Consider the following 13,060-nt stretch of genomic DNA (forward strand, 5'->3'; position numbering starts at 1 on the left):
ATGCAGGCTCAAATGGTCATACTCGGTATTGTCGTCGCCTCGATTACCCTGGATCGCGAATCAAAGCCCATTTTGCCTGAGCCCTCCTTCTACAGAGCGCTCAGCCAAGCAGGCAAGCAGCTTGGTATCGATGTTTATGTATTTGCCGCGGAAGGTTTTCCGATGCATTCGAAGCAGCTCTTTGGCTACCGCTGGGAGCAAAATCGCTTTACACGTCAGCCCGTACCGCTGCCCGATATCGTATACGATCGATGTTTTTTTACCGATGCGGGCCAAAGGTTAGGCTGCCGCCGCATGCTGAGCAAGCTGACTCAAATCAAGCCCCATCGGCTGCTAAACGGAACGCTTCCTGCAAAACTTGCGGTATATGAGGCACTTAAAGGGCAGAGCTTACTAGATAAGCATTTGCCCCACACGCTGCCGTTCATATCAGCAAAGCAGCTGCTGCGGCTAGCTGAACAGCATAGCGGCGGTATGATACTAAAGCCCTCTTCAGGCATGCAGGGCAGAGGCATCGTCCATGTGACGCGCTGCCTGCTTGAGCGGTCTACGCTCGTAACAGGCCGCAGCCGCCAGAACACTTCCTTTACGATCGCTTTTACGGAGGATCAAGCTTTTGAAAAATGGATCACGCGTTTCGTTAAGCATTCCTCCTATTTAATACAGCCTTATTTAGAGCTTAGCGGGGAAGATAACAAGCCGTTTGACGTAAGGGCACTCATCCAAAAGGATGAAAAAAGCAGCTGGTCAATCTCAGGGGTTGCAGTGCGTACAGGTCAAGTGGGATCCTTGACGTCCAATCTGCACGGAGGCGGAGGGGCTCGTGCAGCCGCTCAGCTGCTTTCTGCCAAATTTGGCAAGTCAAAAGCCGAACGTTTGCTAGAGCAGATCCATACAATAAGCAAGCAAACAGCAGAACGACTGGAAAATAAATTCGGCAGACTTGCCGAGCTTGGATTAGATTATGGTATTGATAAGAGCGGCCGGCTATGGCTGCTCGAAGCGAACTCCAAGCCTGGTCGCTCTTCCTTTCAAATCATAGGCGACCATGAGGCCGAGCGGCTTTCGATTGAAAGACCGCTTTTATATGCACGCACTCTGACAAGGCGCTTATCACCGTCCTTTGTAGCCAATGAATTCGCAAACGGCCGTCTTCATCATTCAAGCACCGACAACCTATTACGGCCTTTCAACGTTCAGGAGGTTCATCGATGAGTTTGACAACTTGTAACGTACATTTCTCACAGCAATCAAATAAAATCGTATATCTGTCCAGCCCGCTGTTAAAGCATCTAAAGCTCTCCGGCAAAAAATCGGTTCACCTCAAGCTTGGCAATGAGGTGATCGTCGCTGAAATTAAGCAGCTGAAACGGCCCGGAAATCATTTGTATTTATCAGCAGGCGTCCGCCAATCGATTAGAGTTCCGAAATCAGGCAACGTTTATGTGCTTAATTCCGGTGAAAATGAGGTTCAGCTCGGACCGTTAGTCGGCATACTGAGTGATAACCCCATACGATCCGAAAGCAATCCCTTCGGTCCCCGCACCGGGTTTATTAAGCAGGTCATCCAAACCGGCGAGTCAAAAGCTTACCTCTTCGGTTTTACGCCGAGCGACATCAACTGGCAGCAGGAAACAGTCAACGGCTACTTCCTGAATTCGCAGGGCGGCTGGTACCGTAAAATCGTGCCGCTGCCGGATGTCGTATACAATCGGCTGCCGAGCCGGAAAGCGGAAACGTCCGCTTCCATTAACTCGCTGCGGGAGCGCTTCGTCCGCCGAAAAATCCCGTTTTTCAACTGGAGCTTCTTCAACAAAGCCGATGTTTATAAGCTTCTCGATAATGATCCGGAAGCTTTGAATTATCTGCCCGAATCCGTTTCTGGTCCTTCTGCCGAAAAAATAAAGGAAATGCTCGAGAGGCATCAGTTTCTTTATTTCAAACCTACCGCAGGAAGTCTCGGCGTCGGCATTTATCGTCTGACCTATCATCCGAAGCGCGGTTATTTCGCCCGTTACCGCAAGGGCAGCGAAAATGTACTTCTGCGGTTCAATAATTTTAGCAGCCTTATGCGGATGCTTCAGGCAAAGCACGGCAGCAGCTTGAATCATTATGTCGTTCAGCAGGGGATCCGCCTCGTCGAAATAGACAGCTGCCCGCTCGATTTCCGATTCCATATGCATAAGAACGGAAATAACGAATGGATTCCCGCCGGCATTGGAGCCAAGAAAGCAGGACGCGGCAGCGTCACGACACATGTCAAAAACGGCGGTTCACTCATGACGCCTGAGCAAGCCCTCAGCAAGACGTTCGGAACGGAAGCCGATGCCGTGCTTGAAAAAGCGAAGCTCGCCTCCATCAAGCTCTCCGAAGCGATCGAACGCAACTATCCGCACCGCCTTGGTGAGCTGGGACTGGATCTTGGCATTGATAAGGACGGAGAAGTGTGGATGTTCGAGGCCAATGCCAAACCTGGCCGTTCGATCTTCAAGCATCCGGCGCTGCGTTCCGAAGGGCGGGCTTCACTGTCTTATATCTTAGAGCACTGCCTGTACCTCAGCCGCTTCCAAGGCCAGGGAGGTAATAACTGATGGACAGCTTACTTCCCGGAGACTCAGATTCCAGAGAGCAGCGCGCCGGCAGAACCGTTCTCGCCATTTTGACAATTGAGGATAATATACAGCTCTTTCGCGGCAACCGCAGCAACTTTGTTGATATTATCCGAACCGGCCAATCCATGGGCTTTATCGTCTATGTTCTGACCGTCAAAAACCTGCTGCTCACAAGAAGCACGCTCAAGGGCTTCGTTTACAACGAGCACGAGGATAGCTGGCAGCAGCGCCTGCTGCCTTTTCCCGACATTATCTACAATCGAATTCCCCTGCGGGAGGATGAGATTCAGCCCGCGGTCAAGCAAAAAATCAATGCCTGCCAAAAGCATCCGCGAGTGACCCTGTTTAATCCGGCTTTCTTCAACAAATGGGATCTCTTCGAATGGCTCCGTTTATCGAAGACGACCAAACCCTATATTCCTACGACCCGCAAGCTGATAACGATAACAGGCCTGGGCCGGATGATGCAAAAGCATTCCTATCTCTATTTAAAACCCGAGAGCGGAAAAGCCGGAAAAGGCATAATGACGATTAAGGTTTATGCCGAGAAGCAGCTCCCCTACCGGCTGAAAATTCAAGAAAACAAAAAAAGCGCCACCTACAACTGCTCTACGATCTATAAGCTCTGGAGCCGTATCCAGAAGCAAAGCGGCGGAGAAGCCTATATTGCGCAGCAGGGGATCAGGCTTGCTTCTTTCAATGAGAGAAGTTTCGACCTGCGTGCGCTTGTTCAAAAAAACCAGCGCGGACAATGGGATATTACCGGAATTGGCGCGCGGATCGCCGGCGTTTCCAGTATTACAACCCATGTTCCGCGCGGCGGGATGATTGATGATCCCGAAAAGCTGCTCGTTAATTCATTTAATGAAGAGCAGGGGCGTAAACTGCTTATAAAAGCTAAAAACACCGCCGTTCTGATTGCCAAACAGATTGAACGTGCTTCCGGTCAACTGCTTGGCGAGATGTCAATGGATTTAGGGGTGGACAGCGACGGCAACATGTGGTTTTTTGAAGCGAATTCTAAGCCAATGAAATTCGATGAGCCGCATATTCGCAAAAAATCGCTGGAACGTATTTTTCATTACGGAGCTTATTTAGCAAGGCTAAAAACAGAAAAAGCGGGAGGCGCATAACATGGAACTAGAGCTGCTTACACCGGAATCATGGTTAGCGGAACAAAAAAGACTCATAGGCTTTTCCATACGATTCGGGGATAAGCGGCTTGCCGTATCGACCATCCATGCGCTTCGCAAGCTTGACCCCGCTTTACTTGAAGAAGGATTGAACCGTCAATGCGGGGCGGTGGCTGTCATTGCAAAACATGGCAGCCGCATCGTCGGCTTCGGCTTTGCCGAGGCAGGCGGTGAAGCCGCCTGCATGGTCGTCGTTCATCCGGAAGCAAGAAGCCTCGGGATCGGCAGCTCCCTCGTTCAGGCTATGATTCAGCGCTTAGGCAAGCTCAGCTGCAATGTTTCTACGGATAACACCGCTAGCATGGCGCTGTGCTTTCGCTTAGGCATGACTGCCGTATCCATGCATAGAGGCCCAACCGGCAAACCGACGCTTCGTTTTGAAAGGGGAATCACGAATGACACAGCCCATCCTAGGCATCCTGACTTTGTACCTCAATGAAGCAGGCTTGCTGGAGGAGCGATCCATTTATCAAAAAATGACTTCCGCCGGACGAAAGCTAGGACTTAGCGTCTTCGTTTTTACCCCGAAGGATGTCAATTATACGGGAAATAAAATTCATGCATGGTTCTACGATCCAGACTCTAAGACTTGGTCGCGCAGGTGGACCTCATTTCCGAATATGATCTATGATCGATGCCGCATCCAGCGCTCCTACCGCTTCGAGCAGCTTAAGAAATTCCGCAAAACCTACGGTCATCTTACCTTTCTTAACCGCATGCTGCGAAACAAATGGATCGTTCACCGCACCCTGTCAAAGGATGTCCGCTTTAAAGAGTATCTGCCGGCAACCAAATATATCGAAGACAGTCACGTCGTTTCTGACATGCTTAGGAAATATCCGCTCGTCTATCTAAAGCCAATTAACGGCACGGGCGGAAGAGGTATTTTACGAATTGAGAAGCGGAAGGAAGGACAGCTTCATATCCAAGGCCGCGACCAAGAAAGACGGATTATCCGGCCGCAACATATTTCAGCAGCAGAACTAAGCAGCTATTTGGCGCCATGGAATTTAGAAAGCAACCGTTATATTGCCCAGCAGGGCATTCATATAAAACTTACCAGCGGGCGCGTACACGATTATCGCATGCTCGTCCAAAAAAACGGCGAAGGCGCATGGGAAGTAACGGGGTGCGCGGGCAGAATTGGCGCCGCCGGCAGCATCACGTCTAATTTACATGGCGGCGGAAGTGCTGCAACGATGAGTGCATTGCTGAAGGAATGGCTTGGCGATGAGTCCAAGGCTGAGCAGGTAAAGCAGGAGGCCGAAGAACTCGGCGTAGCGATTGCAGCTTATTTAGAGCTCAGCTACGGCAGGCTTTGTGAGCTTGCACTCGATTTGGCCATTGATCGCAAAGGCGGCATTTGGCTGCTTGAGGTTAATCCCAAGCCCGCACGGGAGGTATTTGCACAGGCTGGCGAGAAAGAGGTTTACCGCAAAGCCATTATTCGTCCGCTCGAGTATGCACTATGGCTCTATAATCAGAAGAAAAGCAAGAAAGCCAAGGAAAAGCCGGCAGCCGTTTCTGACGTTAAAGCGGGCTTTAAGCGTGATTGAATGAATAGGAATCTATTCTAAAAATAAAAACACCTGTTAGGGGCCTGCGCCAAACCGCAGCCTCTTAACAGGTGTTTTTATTTCATGTTACTTCAGCTCATAGCCGTTCATTTGCAAATGGGCCTTGAACATCTCTTTTGTCGATGGCAACTCCTCTGCTCCGGGCCATGTCTGTGTATCCCATACGCTTGACTGCTTAAGGGCACGCGGACAATGGATGAAGCATTCCTGAACCTCTACGATAACAGCAAGCTCAGCTGTTTTACCGCTCCATTCCATCTTTTCGATAAGCTCCGCATTCCGTGTAATCGATGCGCGTCCATTAATGCGCAGCACCTCCTGCATGCCAGGGATAATGAACAGCATCCCGATTTGCGGATTTTGCAGTATATTCAGCAAGGAGTCGATCCGGCGGTTTCCCGGCCGTTCCGGATAGATAAGCCGGTGATCATCCAGCGCCTTCACGAAGCCGGCTTCATCACCGCGCGGCGACGAATCGCATCGTCCCGCCGCATCCGAAGTCGATAAGAAAAACAAGGGGGATAAGGATAAGAAGTGCCGAATATGGTCCTCCATTTGAGAAACGCTTTTCTTAACAACCGCTTCATGCGGGGTACCGATAATCTCTTTTAACTGATCAGCGGTCACGATTATATCATTATTCAAGCTTGCTTCAGCCACTATTGCGCTCCCTCCGCCCGTCGCTCTAATCGGCTGACTAACCGGATTTCACGGAGTATTCAGACGTTAGAGCCGAGGCTAGTTCTTTTATTTCTCCAGCAGCCCAGTAAGCTCGCGGAAATCGGAAATCAATACATCTGCGCCGTCTAGCTCCGCGGCACGTCCATAAGTCGCGTAGGCACAGCCTATGGTTTGTAATCCGTTTCCTTTGCCCGCTTCCACATCGGAGGAACGGTCGCCGACCATCCAAGCGGATTGAATACCATGATCATGAAGCAGGCGCGCCACTAGATCAACCTTGCTCGAAGTCGCGTATTCACCTGCGCTGTAAAGACCGTCAAACAGCCCATCAATTCCTTTATAACGGGCAACGCCCTTCACATAGTCTTCCAGACCATTGCTTGCGACAAACAGCTTAACTCCGCGTGACTTGAGCTCGCGCAGCGTCTCCTCCACATGAGGATAAAGTTCGCCCTCTCCCCCTGCCAAGCCCTCCAACTCATACTGGAGCAGTAAATCATCAGCCCGTTTCCGAGCAGCCTCCGTGCTGTCTGGCATGACTTGACGCCAAATGTCTTCCAGAAGCATACCTAAGCAGCTAAGCAAACGCTCTACTGGCGGTGTTTCTTGCATGTACAGCCTTTCCTCCCGAAGCGTCTCAAACACGCGGTGATGAACAGGCACAAGCAGTGTATCGGTCTCAAACAGCGTGCCATCCATATCGAATATTACAGCCTCCGGCAATCGAAGCTTAAGCTCACTCATGGTTAAATCCTCCTTCAAAGTCTGCTCTTATCATACTGGAATTCGGGAATTAATCGCAAGCTTGCAGCTAGTCTTTTCGATGGTATACAAATGCCTTTAAGCTTTAGCCTGCTGACATTACACCACGCAGCAATGCACACAATTTGTGTGTTTGGCACGGAATTAATGCTAATGGCAGACAAGCAGCAACCTGCGTATGCTGACAGCAACGGGAAGGAGTTGTTAGATTTATGGTAAAAAACAATATCGTCATTACGCTGCTTGGGAGCGGCGGAGGTGTAGGCAAAGCAGTGCTGGCCCTTTTGGAACGAGTCATTCAAGATGTGAATGCTCCGCTCCATAAGGAATTAACAGGCAGCAAGATACACTGTGTAGATGTAAAGCTTCAGAATCACGATGAAATCTCAGCCTATTACCCTCAGCTTGCCAATCTGCTTGTGCTTCACCAAATCGACCTGCAGGATGTGAACAAATTCAAGCATCATCTGATTCAAACGTCTACTTCTCTAGTGATCGACGCATCCTGGGCAGATACGTTAAACATGCTTGAATGCTGCAATGAGCTGGCTGTCGCATACGTGAATACTGCTCTAGAGAACGCGGAGGTGGATGAGCTTAACGAGCTTGAAGGCTTTACGCTCATTGAACGTTATGTAAGGTTAAAAGAACACAAAAGCAAATACGCCGAGCTGCAAGCTATTATTGGGTCAGGAATGAACCCTGGCGTCGTGCAGTGGATGGCTATCTCACTCATGCAGGAGCAGCCAGACAAGATGCCGCTGGCCTGTTATATTGTGGAAACAGACAACAGCTTTTATGCCGATCGAACGCTGCTTAAACCAAAAACGATTTACAGTACATGGTCACCCGAATGTTATTTGGATGAAGCGATTCTGAATTATCCCATGTTCGTCAGCCGTCATCGCGCTTTATTTTTGTATGATCCCGTTTATGCGCAGACCTTCTTCGTTCGACTTGGCGAACAAAGCTTCGAAGGCTGCCTAATGCCACACGAGGAAGTACTTTCACTAGGTGAGCGTTATCCATTCGAGATCGGTTTTCTTTATAAGGTGAATGAGGTTACGACTTCAATCCTTCATAAGCGTTTAGAAAATTCGGATGAGCTCTGGGATTGGAACCATCAGCTGCTTGATCCGCGCGATGCAGAGCTTGAAGGCTCCGATCTGGTCGGCGTTCTTCTCGTATACGAGGATCATGAGCGCTATTTATACAACGTAATGCACAATAAGGAGATTTATGATTCTTATGGAACGAACGCAACCTATTTTCAAGTGGCATGCGGTATTTACGGAGGCGTATGCTCATTACTGCTTGAAGCTGTACCAAAAGGGGTTCACTGGGTAGACGAGCTAGCGGACGCGGAACTAAACGCCTACGGCAATTATGTTCCGTACTTTATGAAGCCGTTCGTACGAGGCACGAATGCAGGCACGGACGGCTTGCTGCTCCAGCGTATGCGAGTATGGGAGTAATCGAATAATGAAACGGGGCTTGCTGCAGCAACCCTGCACCACAATGAAGGGGCTATCCGCTGATCCAAACAATCGGCACGGATAGCTCCTTATTTCGAGTTAGGCATGTAAACCGGCAGCATGGCGATTCTCGCGAGCGCATAGGGACCCAGATAGGCGCCGCTAATTAGAAAGACTGGATTTTTAAGGACCCGATGCACTTCCGTCATAAATACGGTGTCATGCACGAGTGTCTCCGCAACGGCATCCGCTGCAGTTACAAAAAATAAAAAAACTGCCGCTACCGCTATTCCGTCAAAAATACGGCTGGCCAGTCTGCTCATGTGACTAATCCATACGATTAAGACGGTTCCGACTGCTAAGGCTGCGCCTATCATGATCATCATAATTACCTTCACCTCTAATGACAGGTTCGGTTATTTAAACCAGCCTTAAACCTGGATTCTGCTTTGCTTGCAACATAACGTGAATAAAAAATGAAGTGATTGTTTACATATGATACATGAGCCTCATGTGAAAAATGAATCGAAGGAGGGATCGACAATGAAAAACAGCTTTCGATGGTTAAATCTCATTGGATTCGCCGCGATGCTTGTCATTAACGGATTGGCGCAATGGCTCCCTATTAACGGAAAAACAACGGGGGAATTATCGGCTAAACACCCTGTGCTGATTACCCCTGCTCCTTATGCGTTCTCAATATGGTCTGTGATCTATTTTCTGTTGATCGGCTATGTCGCTTATCAGATGCGCCCGCTGGCAGCAAGCAGTAAAATCATACACAGCATTGGTCCTTGGTTTCTAATCAGCTGCCTGCTTAACATCGCTTGGATTCTCGTTTGGCATTACGAAAAACTTGGCAGCAGCGTATTCATCATGCTTGCCCTGCTCCTGTCTCTCGTTTTCATATATAAAGCCGTTAGAAAAGACAATCAATCGCAGGCGCCTGGCGAGCGTTATCTCGTTAGGCTTCCGTTCAGTATTTATCTAGGCTGGATTAGCACGGCGACCATCGTAAACATTACGGTCGCATTATCCGCAACGGATTGGAACGGCTTTGGTTTATCCGATGTCATCTGGACCGTTACTCTGCTTGTTGGAGCCACCCTGCTCGCACTTGCTATTGGCTTTACGTATCGCGATCCTGCCATTATCCTTGTTTTCATCTGGTCCTTTATCGCTATTGCTATCAAAGAAGGCCAGCAAACCGATGTCAGCGTTGCAGCATTCATCCTCGCGGCTCTTTTAGCAGCCTCAGCCGTCTATGTTTTCATCATTACAAGTAAAAGGAAAGCAGTTTCATATTGAAAAATAGAATCGGATATGTCACACTGTGTGGTGGGTGCCAGGACTAATTGCCCCTTGCAGGAAAGGACGTGACGGTTCACGTATGATAAAATGGCTGCTTCGTTCCATGACAGAATTAAGCTCGCGCAAATGGATATCCCGCATTACCGGCAAATTTGCCCAATCTGCTGCCAGCCGTCGGTTTATATCCAGGTTCGCATCGACATACGGCATTAAAATAGAGGAAGCAGAAAAACCTCTTTCCCAATATAAAACGTTAAATGAGTTTTTCACCCGGCGGCTAAAGCCTGGGCTTCGGGATATCCATGAAGCCGAAGACTCGCTGGTCAGCCCTGTTGATGCCCTTATTACGGGCGCTGGCTCCATAAACAGCGGTACAATTGTCAATGTAAAAGGACAGGACTATACGATTGACGAGCTGCTTAACCGTTCTCCAAGAACGGCTAATTACATGAACGGTTATTATATCGTTCTCTATTTAAGTCCTACCGATTACCATCGTATCCACACCCCGGTTAGCGGACGCGTAGTGGAGCGCGAGCATATAGCGGGCAGAGTGTATCCGGTTAATGACTTTGGCCTTCGCCATATGCGCAGAGTGCTCAGCCGCAACGAGAGGCTTATTACCTACATGCAGCATCAAACAGGAGAAACGGCAGTCGTTAAGGTTGGCGCGATGAACGTCAGCAGCATTCAATATGTGCAGCCTCTTAAGACCGAAATGCTCAAGGGTGAGGAGCTTGCCTACTTCGAGTTCGGATCCACCGTCGTGCTGCTGCTGGAGGATGGAAATTTCACGCCGCGCGCTAACGGCTTGCTCGGCATGAAGGTACGCATGGGCGAGCGTCTTGGCACTCTGCAAGACAGCTAGAGCATGTGGATGTCATTTTCGTACGGCAAAAAACCCGCATCCCCCCATTGCTGAGGGGATGCGGGTTTTTTATCTTATCTCCGATGGACTGCGTCCCGTATACTGCTTAAACTGACGGCTGAAGAAGAAGATATCGCGATAACCTAGAGCATCGGCTACCTCCGTAACATTCATGCCCGCATGCATAAGTAAATGCTGTGCCCGCTCAATTCTTGTGCGTATCATATAGGTTTGCACCGACATGCCGATCAGCTCTTTGAATTTCATCGAAAAATACCGTGGCGACAGCTGGGCGCGCATAGCCAAATCTTCAACGCGGTGAGCGATGCTCGGATTTTGGCGCACAAAGTTTGCCACCTCGTGAATCGCCTCCGTCAGCTGGTTGCTCGCCTTCTTCTCGACGGGCAGCTGCTTGTCCTCTCTCAGCAGATGAATCATCAGCTGCTTCAGAACGAGCTGCGCCTCCTCCTCCGCCGCATAGGTTTGAACAAGAAAAAGCCTGACGTAACGCGAGAGCATGTATTCAAAATCAACGGTGTCCTGCAATTGCCTATACCGGTTCGGCACCGCGTCTATCGTTTCATTAATGGCAAAATGAATATATGATAATACCAGCGGCCGCTGAGGGTTATGTGTAGCGCTTGTGTAATCACCGGGTCGAAACAGAAAACAGCTGCCAGGACCTACCTCATACGGGGTACCGTTAACTTCAACCTCCCCTTCACCGCTCCACACATAAAATAAGTCGAAATTGGCCATGGGCTTCTCCCGCCTCGCCCATCTCCAGCCCGGCTCGCATACGATTTTGGCAAAGGCAGGCAAAAGAACGAACGAATCCGGCGAAATGTGCAGCATAATGCAACCTCCTGTACAAATCTATGCCGTCATCATACAACAGTGGCAAACTTTTGTGCAAGCCGACTAAAATTACGAAAAAATTTGCTTTGAGAATGGTTTGCAGCTTAGAAAAAATGTTATAATAGCACCCGACAAGCGAAAACGGCTCACGCCTGATAATACTCAATTCAAATGAATGATTTCGGAAGGATGGAATAAAGTCCATGAACCCACTTGCTCAGCAGTTAAACGAGACGTTGAAATCGGAGAGTCCGAACGTCTATGCGATGTTGTCAACCTTAGGCAAAGCGATTTATTTCCCGAAGGAGGGCATACTCAGTCAGTCCGCCGAAGCGAAAACAAAAGCAACTAAATTTAACGCTACTATCGGAATTGCAACAGAAGGCGGACAGCCAATGCATCTCAAGGTAATCCAAGAGACCCTCTCTGCTTACAATCCGAAAGATATATATGAATATGCACCTCCCGGCGGGAAGCCCGAGCTTCGTGCTGCTTGGCGTACCAAGATGATTAAAGACAATCCTTCCCTTGAGTCAAAGGGCTACGGAACGCCGATCGTGACGAATGCCTTGACCCACGGCCTTAGCATCGTAGCCGATTTATTTGCAGATGCCGGTGATGCGGTTGTTATCCCGAATAAGAACTGGGAAAATTACGAACTGACTTTCGGTATCAGGCGCGGTGCCGAAATCGTGGAATATCCGCTTTACAATGATCAAACCCGCTTTAACAGTGCCGGTCTACGCGAGGCTTTGCTTGCTCAGAAGGAAAAAGGGAAAGCGATTGTTGTGCTTAACTTCCCGAACAACCCGACAGGCTACACGCCAGGCCCTGAGGAAGGCGAAGAAATTGTCGCTGCGATTCGCGATGCCGCCGAAGCCGGAATCAATGTAGTTGTCGTAACCGACGATGCTTATTTCGGTTTGTTTTTCGAGGATTCATTGCACGAATCTCTGTTCGCTAAGCTTTCTGACCTTCACCCTCGCGTCCTTGCGATCAAGGTGGACGGCGCAACGAAGGAAGAGTACGTTTGGGGCTTCCGCGTAGGTTTTATTACTTACGCATCGCGTTCGGCTGCTGTTCTTGCCGCACTTGAGCAAAAAACAACCGGCATTATTCGCGCAACCATTTCCAGCGGCCCTCATCCTTCGCAAACATTCGTATTGCGCGCTTTGACTTCTCCTGAGTTTGAAGCTCAAAAAGCGGAGAAATACGAAATCATGAAAGGCCGTGCAAACCGGGTCAAAGAACTGCTCGACAGCGGCCGCTACGGTGACGTTTGGGGTTACTATCCGTTTAACTCCGGCTATTTTATGTGCTTGAAGCTAAGCGGCGTTACAGCTGAAGCCGTTCGCGTTCAATTGCTTAACCAGTATGGCATCGGAACGATTGCACTGGGAGAAACCGATCTGCGCGTTGCCTTCTCCTGCATTGAGGAAGAGAATCTTGAAGAGCTGTTCGATACGATTTTCAAAGCGGTTAATGAATTAATCGCACAATAAGCATATTTAAAAAGCAAAAAAAACCGTGATTGCGGCTTGTCTCGAAGACAACGGCTGCGATCACGGTTTTTTTAGATGATGGATTGTCAAGCTAAGTGCGACAGTTCGTCCATGAAGGATTCGGATGCAGACTTCCAGCCCAGACATTTACGAGGGCGATGGTTGATGAGGCGGACGGCATCTGCCAGTTCCTCGTCAGAAACCGTTGCAAGGTCATGACC

Annotated in this window: 13 protein-coding genes and 1 pseudogene; 9 read left to right on the plus strand and 5 right to left on the minus strand. The window is 49.3% G+C overall.

From position 1 onward, the window contains the following. From AC1DLI_RS31065 to AC1DLI_RS31085, 5 genes are read left to right on the plus strand one after another with little or no spacing between them, the layout of a single operon-like run. Positions 1-1,215 carry a YheC/YheD family endospore coat-associated protein gene (locus AC1DLI_RS31065; protein ID WP_477609058.1) on the plus strand — a complete coding sequence of 405 codons (1,215 nt, stop codon included), beginning with the start codon at positions 1-3 and terminating at the stop codon, positions 1,213-1,215. Further along, on the plus strand, positions 1,212-2,591 hold the full coding sequence (locus tag AC1DLI_RS31070; protein ID WP_477609060.1) for a YheC/YheD family endospore coat-associated protein: 1,380 nt from the start codon (positions 1,212-1,214) through the stop codon (positions 2,589-2,591). The genes AC1DLI_RS31065 and AC1DLI_RS31070 overlap by 4 nt, the downstream gene beginning before the upstream one ends. Next, the gene (locus AC1DLI_RS31075) at positions 2,591-3,745 is read left to right on the plus strand and encodes a YheC/YheD family endospore coat-associated protein (protein ID WP_477609062.1); all 1,155 of its coding nucleotides are present in this window, start codon (positions 2,591-2,593) and stop codon (positions 3,743-3,745) included. Before AC1DLI_RS31070 ends, AC1DLI_RS31075 begins: the two co-directional genes overlap by 1 nt. Position 3,746: 1 nt before the next feature. Further along, positions 3,747-4,244: a GNAT family N-acetyltransferase gene (locus AC1DLI_RS31080; protein WP_477609064.1), complete on the plus strand. Its 498-nt coding sequence runs from the start codon at positions 3,747-3,749 to the stop codon at positions 4,242-4,244. Further along, on the plus strand, positions 4,201-5,361 hold the full coding sequence (locus tag AC1DLI_RS31085; RefSeq protein ID WP_477609066.1) for a YheC/YheD family endospore coat-associated protein: 1,161 nt from the start codon (positions 4,201-4,203) through the stop codon (positions 5,359-5,361). The genes AC1DLI_RS31080 and AC1DLI_RS31085 overlap by 44 nt, the downstream gene beginning before the upstream one ends. 87 nt (positions 5,362-5,448) lie before the next feature. Here AC1DLI_RS31085 and AC1DLI_RS31090 read toward each other — a convergent pair whose 3' ends face one another. Beyond that, positions 5,449-6,042 (minus strand): MSMEG_1061 family FMN-dependent PPOX-type flavoprotein, encoded by a 594-nt coding sequence (locus AC1DLI_RS31090; protein WP_477609068.1) that lies wholly within the window; start codon positions 6,040-6,042, stop codon positions 5,449-5,451. 87 nt (positions 6,043-6,129) lie between these two features. After that, positions 6,130-6,807, minus strand: coding sequence for an HAD family hydrolase (locus AC1DLI_RS31095; RefSeq protein ID WP_477609070.1), 678 nt, complete (start codon positions 6,805-6,807; stop codon positions 6,130-6,132). 230 nt (positions 6,808-7,037) lie between these two features. Here AC1DLI_RS31095 and AC1DLI_RS31100 point away from each other — a divergent pair, with 230 nt between their 5' ends. Continuing rightward, the gene (locus AC1DLI_RS31100) at positions 7,038-8,300 is read left to right on the plus strand and encodes a Rossmann-fold NAD(P)-binding domain-containing protein (RefSeq protein ID WP_477609072.1); all 1,263 of its coding nucleotides are present in this window, start codon (positions 7,038-7,040) and stop codon (positions 8,298-8,300) included. A gap of 89 nt (positions 8,301-8,389) precedes the next feature. On the opposite strand, the gene AC1DLI_RS31105 is transcribed toward AC1DLI_RS31100, so the two are convergent. Then, positions 8,390-8,686: a hypothetical protein gene (locus AC1DLI_RS31105; RefSeq protein ID WP_477609073.1), complete on the minus strand. Its 297-nt coding sequence runs from the start codon at positions 8,684-8,686 to the stop codon at positions 8,390-8,392. A gap of 157 nt (positions 8,687-8,843) precedes the next feature. Here AC1DLI_RS31105 and AC1DLI_RS31110 point away from each other — a divergent pair, with 157 nt between their 5' ends. Next, positions 8,844-9,608, plus strand: coding sequence for a TspO/MBR family protein (locus tag AC1DLI_RS31110; protein WP_477609075.1), 765 nt, complete (start codon positions 8,844-8,846; stop codon positions 9,606-9,608). An 82-nt stretch (positions 9,609-9,690) separates the two neighbouring features. Next, positions 9,691-10,479 (plus strand): archaetidylserine decarboxylase, encoded by a 789-nt coding sequence (gene asd, locus AC1DLI_RS31115; protein WP_477609077.1) that lies wholly within the window; start codon positions 9,691-9,693, stop codon positions 10,477-10,479. A 69-nt stretch (positions 10,480-10,548) separates the two neighbouring features. Here the strand turns inward: asd and AC1DLI_RS31120 are convergent, their stop codons facing one another. Then, positions 10,549-11,334, minus strand: a complete 786-nt coding sequence (locus tag AC1DLI_RS31120) for a helix-turn-helix domain-containing protein (RefSeq protein WP_477609079.1) — start codon at positions 11,332-11,334, stop codon at positions 10,549-10,551. 206 nt (positions 11,335-11,540) lie between these two features. Between AC1DLI_RS31120 and AC1DLI_RS31125 the strand changes: the two genes are divergently transcribed. Beyond that, on the plus strand, positions 11,541-12,839 hold the full coding sequence (locus AC1DLI_RS31125) for an aminotransferase class I/II-fold pyridoxal phosphate-dependent enzyme (protein ID WP_477609081.1): 1,299 nt from the start codon (positions 11,541-11,543) through the stop codon (positions 12,837-12,839). Between the two features lie 86 nt (positions 12,840-12,925). On the opposite strand, the pseudogene AC1DLI_RS31130 reads toward AC1DLI_RS31125, so the two are convergent. Further along, positions 12,926-13,060, minus strand: a pseudogene (locus AC1DLI_RS31130) (IS30 family transposase); the annotation flags it as partial.

The sequence above is a fragment of the Paenibacillus sp. 01T443 genome, assembly GCF_056398325.1.